At 72.5% G+C, this 17,671-nt stretch carries 17 protein-coding genes; 9 read left to right on the plus strand and 8 right to left on the minus strand.

Annotation, left to right across the window (positions count from 1 at the left end; genetic code table 11):
* Positions 1 to 20 precede the first annotated feature (20 nt).
* Entirely contained in the window at positions 21 to 1,703 is a 1,683-nt protein-coding gene (locus ABZZ20_RS06115; protein WP_356867276.1) for an SWIM zinc finger family protein, read from the minus strand.
* Positions 1,704 to 1,848: 145 nt separating this feature from the next.
* On the opposite strand from ABZZ20_RS06115, the gene ABZZ20_RS06120 reads away from it, so the two are divergent.
* A complete protein-coding gene (locus ABZZ20_RS06120) occupies positions 1,849 to 2,679 on the plus strand; it encodes a ZIP family metal transporter (RefSeq protein ID WP_356867278.1) in 831 nt (276 codons plus the stop codon).
* A 20-nt stretch (positions 2,680 to 2,699) separates the two neighbouring features.
* Here ABZZ20_RS06120 and ABZZ20_RS06125 read toward each other — a convergent pair whose 3' ends face one another.
* Both ABZZ20_RS06125 and ABZZ20_RS06130 read right to left on the minus strand, forming a co-directional pair.
* Positions 2,700 to 3,638 (minus strand): M56 family metallopeptidase, encoded by a 939-nt coding sequence (locus tag ABZZ20_RS06125; protein ID WP_356867280.1) that lies wholly within the window; start codon positions 3,636 to 3,638, stop codon positions 2,700 to 2,702.
* On the minus strand, positions 3,635 to 4,006 hold the full coding sequence (locus tag ABZZ20_RS06130) for a BlaI/MecI/CopY family transcriptional regulator (RefSeq protein WP_356867282.1): 372 nt from the start codon (positions 4,004 to 4,006) through the stop codon (positions 3,635 to 3,637). The genes ABZZ20_RS06125 and ABZZ20_RS06130 overlap by 4 nt, the downstream gene beginning before the upstream one ends.
* 127 nt (positions 4,007 to 4,133) lie before the next feature.
* On the opposite strand from ABZZ20_RS06130, the gene ABZZ20_RS06135 reads away from it, so the two are divergent.
* Genes ABZZ20_RS06135 through ABZZ20_RS06145 form a run of 3 tightly spaced genes read left to right on the plus strand, consistent with a single transcriptional unit; the run spans position 4,134 to position 6,084 of the window.
* The gene (locus ABZZ20_RS06135) at positions 4,134 to 4,811 is read left to right on the plus strand and encodes a DedA family protein (protein ID WP_356867284.1); all 678 of its coding nucleotides are present in this window, start codon (positions 4,134 to 4,136) and stop codon (positions 4,809 to 4,811) included.
* On the plus strand, positions 4,808 to 5,413 hold the full coding sequence (locus ABZZ20_RS06140) for a phosphatase PAP2 family protein (RefSeq protein ID WP_356867286.1): 606 nt from the start codon (positions 4,808 to 4,810) through the stop codon (positions 5,411 to 5,413). Before ABZZ20_RS06135 ends, ABZZ20_RS06140 begins: the two co-directional genes overlap by 4 nt.
* Positions 5,410 to 6,084, plus strand: a complete 675-nt coding sequence (locus ABZZ20_RS06145) for a phosphatase PAP2 family protein (protein WP_356867288.1) — start codon at positions 5,410 to 5,412, stop codon at positions 6,082 to 6,084. The genes ABZZ20_RS06140 and ABZZ20_RS06145 overlap by 4 nt, the downstream gene beginning before the upstream one ends.
* Positions 6,085 to 6,280: 196 nt before the next feature.
* On the opposite strand, the gene ABZZ20_RS06150 is transcribed toward ABZZ20_RS06145, so the two are convergent.
* Positions 6,281 to 6,730 (minus strand): Lrp/AsnC family transcriptional regulator, encoded by a 450-nt coding sequence (locus tag ABZZ20_RS06150; RefSeq protein WP_356867290.1) that lies wholly within the window; start codon positions 6,728 to 6,730, stop codon positions 6,281 to 6,283.
* Between the two features lie 138 nt (positions 6,731 to 6,868).
* Between ABZZ20_RS06150 and ABZZ20_RS06155 the strand changes: the two genes are divergently transcribed.
* Positions 6,869 to 7,870, plus strand: a complete 1,002-nt coding sequence (locus ABZZ20_RS06155) for an asparaginase (RefSeq protein WP_356867292.1) — start codon at positions 6,869 to 6,871, stop codon at positions 7,868 to 7,870.
* 109 nt (positions 7,871 to 7,979) lie between these two features.
* Here the strand turns inward: ABZZ20_RS06155 and meaB are convergent, their stop codons facing one another.
* From meaB to ABZZ20_RS06170, 3 genes are read right to left on the minus strand one after another with little or no spacing between them, the layout of a single operon-like run.
* The gene (gene meaB, locus ABZZ20_RS06160) at positions 7,980 to 8,963 is read right to left on the minus strand and encodes a methylmalonyl Co-A mutase-associated GTPase MeaB (RefSeq protein ID WP_356867294.1); all 984 of its coding nucleotides are present in this window, start codon (positions 8,961 to 8,963) and stop codon (positions 7,980 to 7,982) included.
* Between the two features lie 14 nt (positions 8,964 to 8,977).
* Complete coding sequence (scpA, locus tag ABZZ20_RS06165; protein WP_356867296.1) at positions 8,978 to 11,176, minus strand: methylmalonyl-CoA mutase; 2,199 nt, start codon at positions 11,174 to 11,176, stop codon at positions 8,978 to 8,980.
* Positions 11,173 to 13,035 carry a methylmalonyl-CoA mutase family protein gene (locus ABZZ20_RS06170; RefSeq protein WP_356867298.1) on the minus strand — a complete coding sequence of 621 codons (1,863 nt, stop codon included), beginning with the start codon at positions 13,033 to 13,035 and terminating at the stop codon, positions 11,173 to 11,175. The genes scpA and ABZZ20_RS06170 overlap by 4 nt, the downstream gene beginning before the upstream one ends.
* A gap of 856 nt (positions 13,036 to 13,891) precedes the next feature.
* Between ABZZ20_RS06170 and ssuE the strand changes: the two genes are divergently transcribed.
* Positions 13,892 to 14,470, plus strand: coding sequence for an NADPH-dependent FMN reductase (gene ssuE / locus ABZZ20_RS06175; protein ID WP_356867300.1), 579 nt, complete (start codon positions 13,892 to 13,894; stop codon positions 14,468 to 14,470).
* Between the two features lie 93 nt (positions 14,471 to 14,563).
* On the opposite strand, the gene ABZZ20_RS06180 is transcribed toward ssuE, so the two are convergent.
* The gene (locus ABZZ20_RS06180; protein WP_356867302.1) at positions 14,564 to 15,304 is read right to left on the minus strand and encodes a DUF2470 domain-containing protein; all 741 of its coding nucleotides are present in this window, start codon (positions 15,302 to 15,304) and stop codon (positions 14,564 to 14,566) included.
* Positions 15,305 to 15,467: 163 nt separating this feature from the next.
* On the opposite strand from ABZZ20_RS06180, the gene ABZZ20_RS06185 reads away from it, so the two are divergent.
* The 3 genes from ABZZ20_RS06185 to ABZZ20_RS06195 all read left to right on the plus strand — a co-directional run bounded on the left by ABZZ20_RS06185 (position 15,468) and on the right by ABZZ20_RS06195 (position 17,632).
* Positions 15,468 to 15,863 (plus strand): cell division protein SepF, encoded by a 396-nt coding sequence (locus ABZZ20_RS06185; protein WP_356867304.1) that lies wholly within the window; start codon positions 15,468 to 15,470, stop codon positions 15,861 to 15,863.
* A gap of 67 nt (positions 15,864 to 15,930) precedes the next feature.
* Positions 15,931 to 17,217: an ATP-binding protein gene (locus tag ABZZ20_RS06190; protein WP_356867306.1), complete on the plus strand. Its 1,287-nt coding sequence runs from the start codon at positions 15,931 to 15,933 to the stop codon at positions 17,215 to 17,217.
* The gene (locus ABZZ20_RS06195) at positions 17,210 to 17,632 is read left to right on the plus strand and encodes a nucleotide pyrophosphohydrolase (protein WP_356867308.1); all 423 of its coding nucleotides are present in this window, start codon (positions 17,210 to 17,212) and stop codon (positions 17,630 to 17,632) included. Before ABZZ20_RS06190 ends, ABZZ20_RS06195 begins: the two co-directional genes overlap by 8 nt.
* Positions 17,633 to 17,671 lie beyond the last annotated feature (39 nt).

Raw genomic sequence — 17,671 nt, forward strand, 5'->3', positions numbered from 1 at the left:
CGGCCACCCCCACCGTCGGGCTACAGGCCGTGCTGGTCGAGCAGGGCCGTCAGTTTGCGCTTGCGTTTCTGGCCGGCGCGCAGAGTGGTCATGTAGGCGGTGAACGCGTCCTGCGTGTCCAGTGCGCGGTGGCAGGCCCGGGTGGAGAGCAGCAGCTCGGTCAGGTGCTCGTACGTGGCATCGCCGGTTCGGGTGAGGAGGGGGTCGATCAGGCGCAGGTACACGCGCAGGGCGTCGGCCGGGCGGCGGTCCCGGACGTGGTCGGCGAGCGCGAGCCACTGACGGTCGTCGGCGAAGCCTTCGGCGGCTGCCGCCCAGGCGGCGTCGTGGTCGCCGTCGTCCATCAGGGCGTCGACCAGGACCGATCCGGGGTGGCCGAGGCTCTTGCGGGGCCGGGTGTCGGCGCGGAGCGCGTCCAGGGCCCGGGCCCGTTCGGTCTCGTCCCAGCAGCCGGCCGTGCGGGCTGCCGTACGCAGGCCCTGGTACGCGGCGAGGGTGCGGCGGCGCAGCAGCACGTCGCGGTGGACGGCCACCACGTCGGCCGGTCGGCCGGCCCGGGTGTAGCGCTCGCAGACGAACTCCACCAGACGGCTGTCCGGGCCGCGGTCGGGCTCGGCTTCCCGCAGGCCGCGTTCGGCCCAGTCCAGGGCTTCGGCCGCCCGGTTCGCCCGTTCCAACTCCTGGGCGATCACCAGGTGCGTGGCGCCCGTCGGAGACAGGTCCGCCGCGTGGACGGCGATCAGCGCGTCCACACCGCCCTGCGTCTTCAGTAGCTGCTCCATGAGGTACTTCTCCGACCAGCCCTTGGGGTTGTTCCGCCAGGCCGCGGTCGCCAGCTCGTGCGCCCTGGCCAGGCCCGCCTCGCCCAGGACGTCCGCATAGTCGGACACGACGATGTCGGTGGCGTGGTTCAGGTCCCCCAGGAGGTGGTCCACCAGCCAGTCGGCGGTTCGTACCGGGTCGGGGCGGGCTGCCGCACAGGCGTTCAGGTGCACCTCGGCCAGCCCGCTCGCCACGTCGCCGAGCACGCCGTCCGAGTCGTCGATCTCCCCGTAGGTCCGGCCGAGGGCGACGATGGCCTCCCGGGCCACCTCCACCGCGTCCGCCGCCCTGCCGGTCTCCGTCAGGGTGCGCAGCGCGGAAACCGCCTCGGCGGCCTGGAGTCCGTAGGCGCGGGTGTCCGCGTACTCGACGTAGCCGTAACGGGCAAAGGGCCGGGTGTCGAGGAGGCCCCTGATGCGCTCGCGCACCGAGTCGAGGTCGTCCCCGCTGGTGGCCGCCCGTAGTTCCAGCCGGCGGCGCAGGGTGCGGTCGCCCGCGAGGTGTTCCCGTACCAGGGAGAGGAGTTCTTCCCGGCTCCTCGACTCCAGCCAGGTGTCCAGCTGTTGGGTCCTGGATGCGGCGGCGGCCCGTTGCCGGGGCACCGACTCCGCCTGCGCCAGTACGGTCAGGCCCACCGCCACGCAGTGCTTGCAGAAGTTGCCTTCCTGTCCGTACGGGCAGTCGCACCAGCCGGTGAGCCCGTCCTCGTGGTTCGTCAGCTCGACCTCGTAGGCGTCGGTGCCGTCGACGGTCGCCGCGATCGTCCCGTCCCCGATCTCCAGCGCGGACACGGCGGACAGGTAGCCGAGGCCACGGTCGAACGAGCGTGATCCGGCGAGCCGGCGCAGGTCGTCCTCGCCGAAGCCCGGTGCGTTTCCCATGGCGGCCATTCAACCGGATCGGGCCGAAGGCCCGCAGGCGCTGCCGAACATGTACCGGCTCGCGAGCACGCGACGGGACAGGGGTTTACGATTAGGTAAGGCTTACCTAAGTCATTGGTTCGTCGACCTCTGCTGTGGAGCTGACATGTCCGCTTCCCAGATCGCGCTCCTCGGGGCCATCGCGGGTCTGACCATCTTCCTCGGGCTGCCGCTCGGGCGGCTGCGTACTGCGTCGCCCCGGCTGAAGGCCGGGCTCAATGCCGTGGCGATCGGCATTCTGGTCTTCCTCCTGTGGGACATCCTCGCCCACGCCTGGGAGCCGGTCGACGAGGCGCTCGCCGACGGGGACCCGGGTGCCTCGGTCCGGGGAGGGCTGGTGTTGTCCGTAGGGCTCGCGGTGGGACTCCTCGGGCTCGTGTACTACGCCCGGTGGGCCGGGCGGCGGCGGGCCGGGGCGGGTCCGCACGCAGGGCCCGGCGCCGCGACGGCCTCGGAGCTCGCTCCCGGCGTGCGCTCCCAGGCCGGCCGGCTCGCGCTGATGATCGCCACCGGGATCGGCCTGCACAACTTCGCCGAGGGTCTGGCCATCGGGAACTCCGCCGCGCAGGGCGAGATCTCGCTCGCCGTCCTGCTCGTGATCGGCTTCGGCCTGCACAACGCCACCGAGGGCTTCGGTATCGTCGCCCCGTTCAACGCCGCGGGGGAGCGGCCACCCTGGGGCACCCTCCTGTTGCTGGGCCTCATCGGCGGCGGACCCACCTTCCTCGGGACCCTGCTCGGGCAGCGCGTGGTCAACGACCTGCTGTCGATCGCCTTCCTCGGTCTCGCCGCCGGATCGATCCTGTACGTCGTCATCGAGCTGCTCGCCGTGGCCCGGCGCAGCGCGGCGACCAAGGAGCTGACGTCCTGGTGCATCCTGCTCGGCCTGCTGCTCGGCTTCGCGACCGACGCGGTGATCACCGCCGCGGGGGTGTGATCGCCGCCGCCGGCAGGAGTTCAGGGTTCGGGGCGCTCGCCCTGGGCGACTTCGATGCTCGTGTGCAGGTCGCCGGCGGCCTCCAGGGCCGACGCGGTCGACAGGGCGAGGCAGGCCAGCAGGGCCGAGGCGATCACGGCGCCGGCCGTCCGCCCGCTCCCTGCCACCTCGGCCCGCTCTTCGAGGAGGGCCGCGACCCGTCGCGGGACGGGGCCCGCAGTCGCGGCCAGGGCCGGGCCGGGCCGCCGCCCGGCGTGGCGGGCCGCCAGTGCCGCCTTGCCGATCGCCCGGGCCGTCAGCCGCCGGTCGCCGACGGCGCGGGCGGCGTCCTCGTCGGCGCAGCGCTCCAGGGCGTACGCGAGCGGCTCGCGCAGCGTGCCCAGCGCGGGATGGCACAGGGCGGACAGCTCCATCACCGCCGTGAACCGGTGGTGGCGACCCCGCAGATGGGCGCGTTCGTGGGCGAGCAACGCCTCGCGTTCCGCGGCCGACAGCGCACGGAGCATTCCGGCGGTCACCACGATCCGGCCCGGGCGCCCGGGCAGCGCGTAGGCGTCGGCGGTCTCGTCCGGCAGTACGAGGAGCTCCCCGGCAGTGCGGCCGGCCAGCCGCTTCGCCCGCGCCGACTGGGCCCAGCGCCGGTGCAGCCCTCGTACGAGCAGCGCGGTGCACAGCAGGAGGAGGGTCAGGGCCATGACGGCGGCGACCGTCACCACCGTGTCGGGCGACCCCGTCGCGAGCGGGGTGAGCAGTCGGCCCAAGGCGGCGACGGCGTGCAGATGGGTGGCCCCGGGCACGACGAGCAGCGCGAGGGCGGTGGTACTGGCGGCGGCGAGGCCCGCCGCCGTGACGGTCAGCAGCCATGCGGCCTGCCGCGGGGGCAGGCGGGAGACGAGTCGGGGGCCCACCGGCCCGGCCAGGAAGGGGAGGAGTAGCGGCAGCCACACCGCGGCGATCACTCGGGTCCGCCTTCGAGGAGGGAGCGCAGGATCCGCTCGTCCTCGTCGCTCAGCTGGGAGACGAAGCGGGAGAGCACGGCGCCCCGGTCCTCGTTCCGCACCAGTTCCGAGTGCATGCGCCGGGCAGTCAGACCGGACGCGTCCTCGGTCGGGAGGTAGGCGTACCCGCGGCCGGCTCGCGTCCGGGTGACGGTGCCCTTCTCGTACAGGCGGGACAGGATCGTGGTGACGGTCGTCCGGGCGTGGGAGGTGTTCAGCGCCTCCTGCACCTGCCCGGGGGTCAGCGGACCGTCGGCGGCCCACAGCGCCGCCAGCACGCTCGCTTCCAGCTCGCCGGAAGCGAGCCGCTCGGCGTTCGCGTCACCCATGAGGACGTTCCTCCGCATGTCGTCGATCATCGTCTACAGTGAGTAGACCGTCTACACGACTGTAGTCGATCGTGCGTTTGACCTGCCCACCACTCCATCCTGCCCACCCACCTGATGGGAGCAGTACATGACGGCCACTTCCGCCTTCGCGGCCGCGCCGCAGGCCGTGAACCTCCTGGACGCGGGCTCGCTCCTGTCCACCTTCGGCGCCCTCGGCATCGCCGTCGTCCTGTTCGCCGAGACCGGGCTCCTCGTCGGCTTCTTCCTGCCCGGAGATTCCCTGCTCTTCACAGCGGGGCTGCTGTCCGTACCCGGCGCGCACGGGCCGGTGCACCTCTCCCTCCCGCAGGTGCTGGCCGCCGCCGTCGGCGGCGCCCTGCTGGGGGCGCAGGTCGGTTACCTGCTGGGCCGGCGCGGAGGCCGGGCGCTCCTGTCCCGCAGCCGCAGCCGCAAACTCCACGAGGGCGCCGGGCGCGCGGAGGACATGCTGGGTCGGTACGGCCACGCCAAGGCCATCGTGCTGGCCCGGTTCGTGCCCATCGTGCGGACCGTTCTCAACCCGCTCGCCGGGGCCCTGAACGTACCTGCCCGCGTCTTCACCCTCTGGCAGGTCCTGGGCGGGCTGGTCTGGACCGTCGGCCTCGTGCTCGCCGGATACGGGCTCGGCTCCTCGGTGCCGAACGTCGACCGCTACCTGCTGCCGATCGTCGCCCTGCTCCTGGTCGTTTCCCTCGCCCCCCTGGCCGTGGAGCTGGTCCGCTCGCGCTCCCGCCAGCCGCGCACCCCGAACGGGAGCTCTCGTTGAGCCTGCTCGCCCTGGACGGCCCGTCCGTCGACGGACCCGTCTACACCCGGATCACCGATCTCGCCGGGCGGGCTCCGCACTGGCTGGACGGGCTGGTGTCGCTCTGGACGACCTACGGTCTGGGGCTCTTCGCGGTGCTGATGCTGGTGGCCTGGTGGCGGGCCCGGCCGGCCGGCCCGCAGCGGACGGCCACGGCGCTGGCCGCGCCCGCCGTCGTGGTGGCGGCCTTCCTCACGGACACCCTGCTCAAATCGCTGATCCGGGAGCAGCGGCCCTGCCGGACCCTGCACACCCTCACGCTGGAGGTCTGCCCGCCCCCGGGCGACTGGTCCTTCCCCAGCAACCACGCCGCCATCGCCGCCGCGGCGGCGACGGCCCTGTGGCTCACCGACCGGCGCATCGGCGCGCTCGCGGTTCCGGCAGCCCTGCTGATGGCCTTCTCGCGGGTGTGGGTGGGCGTCCACTACCCCCACGACGTCGTCTTCGGCGTGCTGGTCGGTGCGACGGTCGCCTGGCCCCTGACCCTGCTGGCCCGACGCTGCGCCCCGGTCGTCGAGAGGCTACGCGCCACGCCGCTGCGCCCGCTGGTGGCGCAGCGGTGAGCCAGAGCCCGGCGCCGGCGAGCCGGCCCGGAGCGCTCCCGCTCGCCGCGGGCGCGTGCGCCGTCCTGTTCGCCGTGCTGTTGGCCGTGCTGACCGTCCTCGTGTGCGCCCGGCACGGCCGGCCCTTCGCCGTGGACCGCAGCCTGCACCTGTGGTCCGTACACCACCGCCCCGCCGGCGCGCTCGTGGTCGCGCGCGCCGTCACCGCCACCGGCTCGGGTGCCTTCCCGTACGTGTGCGCAGTGGCGGCCGGTCTCATCGCGGGACGCGATGCGCGTGGACGCTGGTGGCTGGCGGCGAGCACGCTGGGGCTCCTGCTGCTCGCACAGGCCACCCGCTACGGGCTGATCCGCCTCGTCGGACGCGCGCGGCCCGACGAAGCGGACTGGGCCGCTCCGGCCTCGAACTTCGCCTTCCCGTCCGGCCACACCGTCACCTCCGCGCTGGTGGCCGGCATGCTGGTCTGGGCCCTCGCCCGCCGGTACGGCCCCGCCGTAGCGGGCATCGGCGGCGTGCTCGTGGTGTGCTGGGCGCTCGCCGTCGGGCTGAGCCGGATCTACCTCGGAATGCACTGGCCGAGCGACGTCCTGGGGGGCTGGCTGTACGCCGCCACCTGGCTCGGCATCGGCGCCGTACTGGCGCGGACGCGCCCTCTCAGCCGTTGGAGTTGAGGAAGCCGATCACGACCGCGCCCCACCAACACACCTGCGACACGAGCGCGGTGGCCCGCCCCAGGCCAGCATCCCGCGACCGATCGGCCCGGCGGCGGTCGCGAGGCTGCGGCCGAGGAACCCGGCCTGGAGGCCGTTGAACGTCAGCACGAGCACGAGCCCGACCTTGATCAGCGTCAGCGGACGGGCCGGTCGGTCAGACGGGCAGGCCGGTCGGTTCCTTGATCCGCTTCATGATGATCTGCGAGTTGACCTCGGTGACCCCGGAGAGCGCGGTCAGTTTTTCGATCCAGAGGCGCTCGTACGCGCGCAGGTCCGCGACGGCGATCCGCAGCAGGCAGCCGGGGCTTCCGAAGAGCCGGTACGCCTCGATGACGTCGGGAATGTCCTGCAAGGCCGCCTCGAAGGCCTCGACGGCCGCGCGGTCGCGGCGCACCTCGACCGAGACCAGCACCTCGAAGCCGCGGCCGACCGCCTCCGGGGCGATCACGGCGCGATAGCCCTGGATCACCCCGTCCTGTTCCAGCTGGCGCACCCGGCGCATGCAGGGGGAAGGGGTCAGGCCGACGCGCTGGGCCAGCTCCTGGTTGCTGAGACGGCCGTCGGCCTGGAGCTGACGCAAGATTTCACGGTCGATGGCATCCACTGGGCAATTGTCACCCGCTGTGCTTCGCGAAGCAGCTGAAACTGGCAATCGCATTGCGCGTAGACCTCACTATCATTGCGGTCTTCAGTCATTTGCACATCTGTACGAGGTATCACCCGTACGTGGGAAAGGGTGGCCATGGGACGGATCGTCGTCATCAGCACCGGCGGCACGATAGCCAGCCGCTGGCAGGGCTCCGGCTTCGCGGCCGACGCCGACGGACGCGAGGTCATGGCCACCGCGCCGCTGCCCGAGGACATCACCGTCGAGGTGGTGGACCTGTTCAGCGTCAACAGCCCCCGGCTCACCACCGCCCACCAGCTCACCCTGCTGCGCACCGTGCACGAGGTGCTCGCCGACCCCGACGTGGACGGCATCGTCATCACGCACGGCACCGACACCCTGGAGGAGTCGGCCTTCCTGGTCGACCTTCACCACCACGACCCGCGGACCGTGGTGTTCACCGGCTCGCAGCGCCCCATGGGCACCGCGGACGGAGACGGCCCGGGCAACCTGTACGACGCACTGCTCACCGCGGCGAGCACCCGGGGCCTCGGTGTGCTGATCGCCTTCGCGGGCCGGGTGCATGCGGCGCGCGGCACGGTCAAGACCCAGGCGGTGGAGCTCGACGCGTTCGCCGACCCCTCGAAGGAACTGCTCGGGAAGATCGGCTTCGGCAAGGTCACGATGCTGCGCACCCCGCAGCGCCCGCAGCCGCTGCGGCTGCCGGCGCTGCCGCAGCTCGCGCCGCGGGTGGACATGGTGATGCACCACGCGGACGGCGACCCGGTGCTGCTGAACGCCGCCGTCGCAGCAGGGGCGCGGGGCATCGTGCTGATCGGCACCGGGGCCGGCAACGCCACCCCGGAGATCGTGGACGCGGTGAAGGCGGCCGTCGCCCGCGGCGTCCTGGTCGCGCTGACCACTCGTGTCGCCGCAGGCCCGGTCACCGAGATCTACACGCACGGCGGCGCCGTGGACCTGGTGGCGGCGGGGGCCGTCGCGACGGGCACCCTGCGCGCCCCGCAGGCCCGCATCGCCGTCCTCTCGGCGCTCCTGGCCTCGGACGACCCCGAGATCCAGCTCCGCACCCTCCGTCAGGCCCTGACCCCGACCGTCTCCGCCCTGGTCGAGGCCTGACCCCGACCGACTCCGCCCTGGTGGTCTGACTCCGACCGTCTACGCCCTGGTCGAGGCCTGACCTCGACCGCGCCTGCGTCCCGGTCGAGGTCCGGCCTCGGTGCAGCCGCTACGGGCGGCCGAAGGCCGCGAGGATGCGGTCCGCCGCCAGCGTCGGGGTCAGGGAGCCCTCCCTGACCGCGGCTTCGAGGGCCGGGGCCAGGTCGCGCACCGCCGGGTCGGCCCTGAGCTGCTCCAGCAGTTCGTCGCGGACCATCGACCAGGTCCACTCCACCTGCTGAGCGGCCCGCTTCGCGGCCAGCCGGCCACCCGCCTCCAGGAGCTTGCGGTGCTGCTCCAGGCGGTTCCACACCTCGTCCAGCCCCGCGGACTCCCGCGCACTACACGTCAGGACCGGCGGGGTCCAGGCCGCGTCGGCGGGATGCATCAGCCGTAGCGCGCCGGACAGTTCGCGCGCCGCCGCCTTCGCGTCCCGCTCGTGCGGGCCGTCCGCCTTGTTCACGGCCAGGACGTCCGCAAGCTCCAGGACGCCCTTCTTGATGCCCTGCAGCTGGTCGCCCGTACGGGCCAGGGAGAGCAGCAGGAAGGAGTCCACCATTCCCGCGACCGTGGTCTCCGACTGGCCCACGCCGACCGTTTCGACGAGGACCACGTCGTAGCCCGCCGCCTCCATCACGATCATCGACTCGCGGGTCGCCTTCGCGACCCCGCCCAGGGTCCCGGCCGAGGGCGACGGGCGGACGAACGCCGCCGGATCGACCGCCAGCCGCTCCATCCGCGTCTTGTCGCCGAGGATGGAGCCGCCCGTACGGGTGGACGAGGGATCGACGGCCAGGACCGCCACCCGGTGCCCCAGCGACGTCAGCATCGTCCCGAACGCGTCGATGAACGTGGACTTGCCCACGCCCGGCACACCGCTGATCCCGATCCGCCGGGCCCGCCCCGCATGCGGCAGCAGCTCCGTCAACAAACCCTGCGCCAGGGCCCGGTGCGCAGGCAGGGTGGACTCGACGAGAGTGATCGCGCGCGCGATGAACGCACGCTTCCCATCGAGCACCCCCTTCGCGTACGCCTCGATGTCGATCTTCGGCATCGTCCCGCGCCCGCCTACAGCTCGTGGCCCAGATCCGCGGCCAGCCGCGTCACCAGGTCGTGCGCCGCGTCCGGAATGACCGTGCCGGGCGGGAACACCGCCGTCGCACCCATCTCCAGCAGCGTCGGCACGTCGGCCGGCGGAATCACCCCGCCCACCACGATCATGATGTCTTCGCGCCCCTCCTCCGCCAACTGCTCGCGCAGCGCCGGTACGAGGGTCAGGTGGCCGGCCGCCAGCGACGAGACGCCCACCACGTGGACGTCCGCCTCGACGGCCTGGCGGGCCACCTCCGCGGGGGTCTGGAACAGCGGGCCGACGTCCACGTCGAAGCCCAGGTCGGCGAAGGCCGTCGCGATCACCTTCTGGCCGCGGTCGTGCCCGTCCTGGCCCATCTTGGCGACCAGGATGCGCGGACGGCGTCCCTCCGCCTCCTCGAACCGGTCGACGAGCCCACGGGTGCGCTCCACGGACGGGGACTCGCCTGCTTCGGTGCGGTACACACCCGAGATCGTACGGATCTGGCTCGCGTGCCGCCCGTACACCTTCTCCAGTGCGTCGGAGATCTCACCCACGGTGGCCTTCGCGCGGGCCGCGTCCACCGCCAGCGCGAGGAGGTTCCCCTCCAGCCCCTGGCCGGCGCCCCGCTCCGCCGCGTTCGTCAGCGCCCGCAGCGCGTCCTGCGTGACCGCCTCGTCGCGCTCCTCGCGCAGCCGCCGCAGCTTCTCGATCTGCTGCGAGCGCACCGAGGAGTTGTCGACCTTGAGCACGTCGATCTGTTCGTCGTTCTCCACCCGGTACTTGTTCACGCCGATCACCGGCTGCCGCCCGGAGTCGATGCGCGCCTGGGTGCGGGCCGCAGCCTCCTCCACGCGCAGCTTCGGGATGCCCGCGTCGATGGCCTGCGCCATGCCGCCGGCCGCCTCGACCTCCTGGATGTGCTGCCAGGCCCGGCGCGCCAGGTCGTACGTCAGCTTCTCCACGTACGCACTGCCGCCCCACGGGTCGATCGACCGGCAGGTCCCCGACTCCTGTTGGAGCAGCAGCTGGGTGTTGCGGGCGATGCGCGCCGAGAAGTCGGTCGGCAGCGCGAGCGCCTCGTCGAGGGCGTTGGTGTGCAGCGACTGGGTGTGGCCCTGGGTGGCCGCCATCGCCTCGATGCACGTGCGCGTCACGTTGTTGAACACGTCCTGCGCGGTCAGCGACCAACCGGAGGTCTGCGAGTGGGTGCGCAGCGACAGCGACTTGGCGTTCTGCGGGTCGAACTGCTTGACCAGCCGCGCCCACAACAGCCGGGCGGCGCGCAGCTTCGCGACCTCCATGAAGAAGTTCATGCCTATCGCCCAGAAGAACGACAGCCGCGGCGCGAAGGCGTCCACGTTCAGCCCGACGGCCTGCCCGGCGCGCAGGTACTCCACGCCGTCCGCGAGCGTGTACGCGAGCTCCAGGTCGGCGGTGGCCCCAGCCTCCTGGATGTGGTACCCGGAGATCGAGATGGAGTTGTACCGCGGCATCTTCTGCGAGGTGAACGAGAAGATGTCGGAGATGATCCGCATCGAGGGCTTGGGCGGATAGATGTAGGTGTTGCGGACCATGAACTCTTTGAGGATGTCGTTCTGGATGGTCCCGGCGAGCTTGTCGGGGGAGACGCCCTGCTCCTCCGCCGCCACGATGTAGAGCGCGAGGACCGGCAGCACCGCGCCGTTCATCGTCATCGACACCGTCATCTTGTCCAGCGGGATGCCGTCGAAGAGCTGCCGCATGTCGTAGATCGAGTCGATCGCCACGCCCGCCATGCCGACGTCGCCCGTGACGCGCGGGTGGTCGCTGTCGTAGCCGCGGTGCGTCGGCAGGTCAAAGGCGATGGACAGGCCCTTCTGGCCGGCCGCGAGGTTGCGCCGGTAGAAGGCGTTCGACTCCTCGGCCGTGGAGAAGCCCGCGTACTGGCGGATCGTCCAGGGCTGGTTGACGTACATGGTCGGGTACGGGCCGCGCAGGTACGGGGCCACGCCCGGGTAGGTCTGCAGGAAGTCCAGGCCCTCCAGGTCCCGCCCCGTGTACAGCGGCTTCACCCCGATGCCCTCGGGGGTTTCCCACAGCAGGTCGCCGGCGGCGGTCCCAGTGGACTCCTTCACTGCCGCACGCCACTGGTCCTCGGACCCCGCGGCGGCGGAGCCGCCCAGCGCGAGCCCGGAGAAATCGGGGATGCTCAAGACGCGACTCCCATCCGGTCGAGAACGGAGGACAGCACGGCGACGGCGTCACAGCCGGCGAAGACGTACTCGTCCACGGCTGCGGCCGACGTGCCGGGCTTGCCCGCGAGGAACACGGTCGTCGCGCCGGCCGCGCGCAGGGCCTCGGCCACCGCCTCGGCCTGCTCTTCGTACAGCGTGTCGCTGGAGCACAGCACGGCCATGCCGTCCGCACCGCTCGCGGTGTAGGCCCCGGCAGCCGTCGCCGGGTCCACCGACACCGGGTTGTGCACCGCCTCGACGCCGCCCGCCTGGAACAGGTTCGCGGCGAAGGTGGCGCGCGCGGTGTGCGCCGCTGCCGGACCCAGGGCGGCCAGGAAGATCCTCGGCCGGGACCCGGTCGCGGCCAGATGCGCGTCGCTGCGGGCGCGCAGCGCCTCGTACGCCTCGTCGCGCCGTACCCGGGGCAGGCCGCCGGTGGGACCCGCCGGGGCGGGTTCGCGGTCGAGGGGCTTCTCCGAGAGCAGCGGGAACTCGCTGACGCCGGTGATGGGTTCGCGGCGCTTGGCGAGCTTCTTGGAACGCTCGGCCCAGGTACCGGCGAGCCGGTCGGCCACCAGCCCGGAGCGCAGGGCCGCGGCCAGACCGCCGGCCTTCTCGACCGTCTGGAAGAACTCCCACGCAGCGTGCGCGAGTTCGTCGGTGAGCTGCTCCACGTAGTACGAGCCGCCGGCCGGGTCGATGACGCGCGCCAGGTGCGACTCCTCCAACAGGATGGTGGAGGTGTTGCGGGCGATACGGCGCGCGAAGGCGTCCGGCAGGCCCAGTTCGTGGTCGAAGGGGAGCACGGTGACCGAGTCCGCCCCGCCCACGCCCGCAGCCATGCAGGCGACGGTCGTGCGCAGCATGTTCACCCAGGGGTCGCGACGGGTCATCATCACCGGCGAGGTGACGGCGTGCTGGCGCTGCGCGCCCGCCTCTGGGGTCCCACAGGCCTCGGCGACCCTGGCCCACAGGCGGCGTGCGGCCCGGAACTTCGCGATCGTCAGGAACTGGTCGGCCGTCGCGGCGTAGCGGAACTCCAGCTGGCCGAGAGCGGCCTCGATGCCGAGCCCGCCGTCCGTGAGGGCACGCAGGTACGCGACTCCGGTGGCCAGTGACAGGCCCAGTTCCTCGGCGGCCGAGCCGCCCGCCTCGTGGTAGGGCAGGGCATCGACGGCGAGGGTGCGGATTCCGGGCCAGTGGGCGGCGGCCTCCCGGGCGAGCTCGACGGCGCCGGCGAGGTCCAGGACGTCACCCGTACGGGCCTCGTGACCCAGCGGGTCGGCGCCGAGGCAGGCACGGGCGACCTCGGGAGCGATCTCGCGTTCGGCGTACAGGCCCAGCAACGCGCGTGCGGCGTCGGCGTATTCGGCGCCGGCGTCGAGGGAGACGGGTGCGAGGTCGAGGTAGACCCCGTCAAGGGCGCGGGGGAGCGCGTCGACCGGGAGTCCGCCCCGACCGCCCACGGACAACCAGAGGGAGCTGACCCCGTTCTCCAGATCGGCGAGGACGGCCTCGTTCACCCGTACGGGGTCGTGGCCGAGGTGCCGCTGCCGTACGTCCCAACCACCGGCGGCACCGCCCGCAGGGCTGCCTCCGCGGACGAAGGGGGCGAACCCGGGGAATCCGGTGTCTGCCGCCACTTCGGGCGCCGTGTACAGCGGGCGAGTGGTGAGCCCGTCTTCGAGTTTCGTGGACAACGCGTCTTCAGCAGCTGCGCCGGATACGTCCTTGCCGGACTTGCGTAGAACGCCCTCTACCAGGCGCTGCCACTGCTCATGCGTCGCGTCAGGGAACTCGGCGGCCAAGGAGAGCCCGTCATCAGGCAGGACCGTCATGGCTCGAATGCTAGGGGGGTCACCTTGCGAACGACTATAACCACCAGATGTGATCTCGCCCTCTCATGTGAGACGGCATGGGGCGCGGACGAGCGGGCAAGCCGGGGTGGCGGGTCCGCTGTACGGTGCGCCGGTCCCGGTCCTGGTTGCGGTCCTGGTTGCGGTGCTGGTCCCGGTTCCGGTTTCCGGTCCCGGTCCTGGTCGCGGTGTGTTGCTTCTCCGGCTGCCGGTTTCGCGGCCCCGGGGACCGCACGGTGCAGCCGTACGGGGAGGGGCCCGGTACGGCGGACGCGTGCCGTCGCATTGCAGGAGTGTGAAATCCGGCCACGAGTTTCGGCCGTTCCAGGGTGTGGGGTGGCGCCCATGAGGCCGGGGAAAGGCCAGGTCACGGCGGTGTGATGGGGTGTGCGGTGGGTTCGGGCATGGCCCGATCCGCGCGTTGGACATGGCTTGACCCCGTACCGGGGGCGCTGACAGGCTCCGAGCCATGACCGCGTTCGAGCTCCTCGTCCCGCGGCTCCACACCTCCGGCCCCTGTACCGCGCCGCGTTCGTGTCCGGGCCGCTGTCCGGCCCCGCACCGCCCCTGAGCCGCACCCCGGCCAGCCGCCTCCAGGCCACCTGATACCCAGCCAGCCGGCCCGCGGCCTGCCCGCCGCTCGGCCACCCGGCGTCGATCCACCGGCTTGTGGTCCCGATCGTCCGGCTTCGGGTCACCAGCTCCCAGCTCTCCGGCTTCGGGGCACTTGGCCTGGACCCGGTGGTCCGCGTCCCGCCTGATCAGCCCCGAGACCGTCCCGGACCCGGCTTCGGTATCCCGCCCGCACCTTCCCCCGTACGACGCCCGAGGAGCCCCCGTGCCCACCTTGCTCGCCCTCTCCGGCAGCCCCTCCCCCCACTCCCGCACCGCCGTTGTGGCCGATCACGTGCTCCGCCGCCTCTCCCATGCCGGCTTCGACACCGCGCACCTCGCCGTCCGTGGGCTCCCCGCCGCCGACCTCCTCGCCGCCCGCCGCGGTGAGCCGGAGATCCGCCGGGCCCTCGAAGCCGTTGCGGAGGCCGACGGGATCATCGTTGCGACCCCGGTCTACAAGGCGTCGTACACCGGCCTGCTCAAGGCCTTCCTCGATCTGCTCCCGCAGGACGGGCTGGCCGGCAAAACGGTTCTGCCGCTCGCCACCGGCGGCAGCCTCGCCCACGTCCTGACCCTCGACTACGCCCTGCGCCCGGTGCTCGCTGCCCTGGGCGCCCGGCACGTCACTGCCGGCCGCTTCGTCCTGGACTCCTCCGTGGAGCGCGGGGCCGGCCCCGACCGGCTGCGGCCCGAGGCGGAGCTGGACCTCTTCCAGGCCGTTGACGAGTTCGCCGAGGCCTTGCGCGCCGCCGCCCCCGCCGTCCCCACCGCACACCGCGCCGCCCTCGCGACCGCCCCGTAACGAGACCGGCACCGACACCTGCGCCAGTTCGCGCATCGGACACGGAATCGGCATGCCCGCAGGCTTTCCATAGGAGTGCCCGGGGCCTATTCCTCACGCGGGCAGGCTGTTGCGGTGCGAGCGCCGCCGGGCCGCGCTGAACAGGGCCTGGATCTGCACCCCGGACTGTTCGACGTCGTCGAGCGGCGAGGGGAAGGGCAGCCGCGCGTCTCGGTGGCCGTCCCGCTCCTCCAGGCGCAGGGTGATCCCGTAGCGGTCCATGGCGAGCGGCAGCACGCGCACGATCGGGGTCGCGGGCAGCGGCTGGACCAGGCGCAGCAGCAGGGTGACGAGTTCGGCGTGCTCGTCGAGGAGGTGCGTGAGCATGCCGGCCTCGTACGGGGCGAGGGGGTCGGGGCGGGCCGCTTCGAGCTCTTCGAGGCCGACGTACGAGCGGCCGTCCGTGGTTTCCAGAACGGCGTGGACGAACTCGACGCAGGTGGAACCGCCCCCTTCCGCCCCTTTCGTTCCACCCGTCGCGTCCGGGACGTACGGCGTGAGCAGGCGGCCCAGGATCGTGACGCGGGATCGCACCCGCTCCCGTACGGGGGTGGGTGCGACGTCGGTGAACTCCATCCGGATCGCGGGCCGGTGCTCCGATCCGCTACCGGGCTCGGCGGGATGCAGGTGTAGGCGGCCCATGGGGTCCGTTCCGTCGAGGTGGCGGACCTCGCTGCACAGCCCGTCGGTGACGACGGTCATCGAGTGGGCGGCGACCAGGACCGACCGGACCCGCTCGGCGTCGGTGGGCCGGCCGGCGGCCGGGGAGGCGGGGGCAGCACCGGACATGCGCATGCGGATCTCTCCATCGTCCTGAGCGAGTGACTTAGGTATGCCTAACCTAACTTATTTGCTTCTGGGGGTGTACCCCGCGTCCCTTCGTGTCGTTGTTGGGCTGAACGGGTGAAACACGAGAGGATGGGGGGATGCACATGAAGCGCACGGCCGAGGCGGCCCGGTGAGCAGGTACGACGTCACGGACGAACAGTGGGAGGGGCTCGCGCAGGTGGTCCCCCTGCGCAGTCGCAACGAGTGGCCCTCCCGGGTCGACCACCGCACGATTCCCGCGACGCCGGGAGCGTCTGCAGCGGAACAGCGGCGCTTCGTCGTGATCCGGGTCCAGATCTTCGCCGATGCCCGGGAGGTGGCCGAGTACCTGATCGCACAGATCCCGGTGCTGCTCGACCTCACCGGCGCGGACAGCGAAGTGGCCAAGCGGATCCTTGACTTCAGCAGTGGTGTGGTCTTCGGGCTGGGGAGCGGAATGCACCGGGTCGACCGGAACGTCTTCCTGCTGGCGCCCGTCGGGACCGAGGTCGAGGGGATCGCGGCCGCCGCCGTCCCCCGATCGTAGGAAGGTGGCCGCGACGGAACGGTTCGCCGCGTCCACCGGGGGGCCGGCGGCCCGTACCGTCCGGCGCATGGACGCCACCCTGGACGCGGCGGGGGTCTCGGACCCCGGCGCGTTAGCCGATGTCGCTGTAGCTGCGGATGCGGATGCCGATGCCGTTGCCGGGTCGCCCGATGCCTCTGCCGCGCCAGCTGGTGCGCCCGCGGCGTCGACCGGCGCCCGGCCCCTCGTGCACCACCGGCCCGCCGTCACCGAGTTGCGGCTGTCCGCCTTCGGCGCGCACCGTGCGGCCGCCTTCCCGCTCGGGCCCGTCAGCTTCCTCACCGGACCGAGCGGTAGCGGCAAGTCGCAGGTCCTGGCCGCTTACGAGGCCCTCGCCGGCCTCGGGTCCGGCGCCACCCTGGAGGAGGCCTTCCCCGACCCGCACGCCCGCATCCCAGAGCGGGCCCTGCCCGACGAGCAGCGGCGGCGCGGATTCCGCATCGGCTGCACAGTGGACGGCCCCGCCGGGCCGGTCCGCCTCGACCTCGCCGTGCAGGTCGAGCCGGCGCTGCGGATCGTCGGTGAACGGCTCTCGGCGGACGGGCAGGTGCTGCTCAGCACCGCGCTGCGCGACCCCGGCCGGCCTTCCGTGCAGGCCTCCTGGCTGACCGGCGGGGCCGTCGGCGTCACTCGGGCCCCACTGCCCGACGACCGGCTCGGCACCGCGCTGCTCCCGTTGCGCGTGGCCGGATCCACGGCCGGCCAGCGACAGGTCCTCGCCGCCGCCGAACAGGTGGTCGTGGCACTGCGCTCGGTGTTCCCCTGTGACCCACGCCCCGACCGGATGCGCGCTCCCGTCCTACCGGGCGAGGGCAGGCTGGCGGGGGACTGTGCCAACCTGGCCGACGTCCTGCGCAGGACCCGCCACGAATGCGGCACCCGGCACGCCCTGTTGGCCGCTGCGGCGGGGGCCGGCTGTGCGGGCCCGGTACGCGGCCTGGACGTACGGGCTCCCGGAGGCGGCCCGGTCACCGCGCTGCTGGACCGCGGCGCGGCCCGGCCCGCCACGGAACTGGGCCGGCTCGGCTCGGGCGAGCTGCGCTTCCTCGCGCTGGCGCTGGTCCTGCTGACCGGCCCGGGGGTGCTGGCCATGGACCCGGCGGCCGAACTACTCTCCGCCCGGCAGGCGCTGACCGTCCTCGCCGACGGCTTCGACCGCGGTCTGGACCGGCGGCAGAACGCCGAGCTGCTGCGCCTGGCCCTGCTGTCCTGCGGTCGTGGCCACGTCCGCCTGTTCGCGGCGGTGGGGGAGGAAGCGGCCACGGCCGCCCGCGGGACCCCGGGAGTCGCGGTGGTAGACCTGACCCATGAGTGACACGCGCGACACGCACGAAGCGGACGAGCCCCGGCGGGATGGGCCGCAGTCGGACGAGCCCACGGGTGAGCGGCTGCACCGACTCCAGAGGAGGTTGGCCGAGTTCGCCGCGGCGCGGGGCTGGGGGCCTTACCACACGCCCAAGAACCTGGCCGTGGCGCTGAGCGTGGAGGCGGCCGAACTGGTCGAAATCTTCCAATGGTTGACTCCGGAGCAGTCGGCGAAGGTCATGGAGAAGCCGGAAACCGCGCACCGCGTGGCCGATGAAGTGGCCGACGTGCTCGCGTATCTGCTGCAGTTCTGTGAGGTTCTCGGGGTGGATGTGTTGGATGCGCTCGCCGCGAAGATCGAGAGGAACGAACTCCGCTTCCCGGTGACGGGTCCTCCGACATCAAATTGTCACTCTTCGGAGTGATGGCGTCGTCCACAACCATGTTTGTGTCCACAGATTTCC

The organism is Streptomyces sp. NPDC006430 (genome assembly GCF_040612395.1).
Taxonomy (GTDB): Bacteria; Actinomycetota; Actinomycetes; order Streptomycetales; family Streptomycetaceae; genus Streptomyces.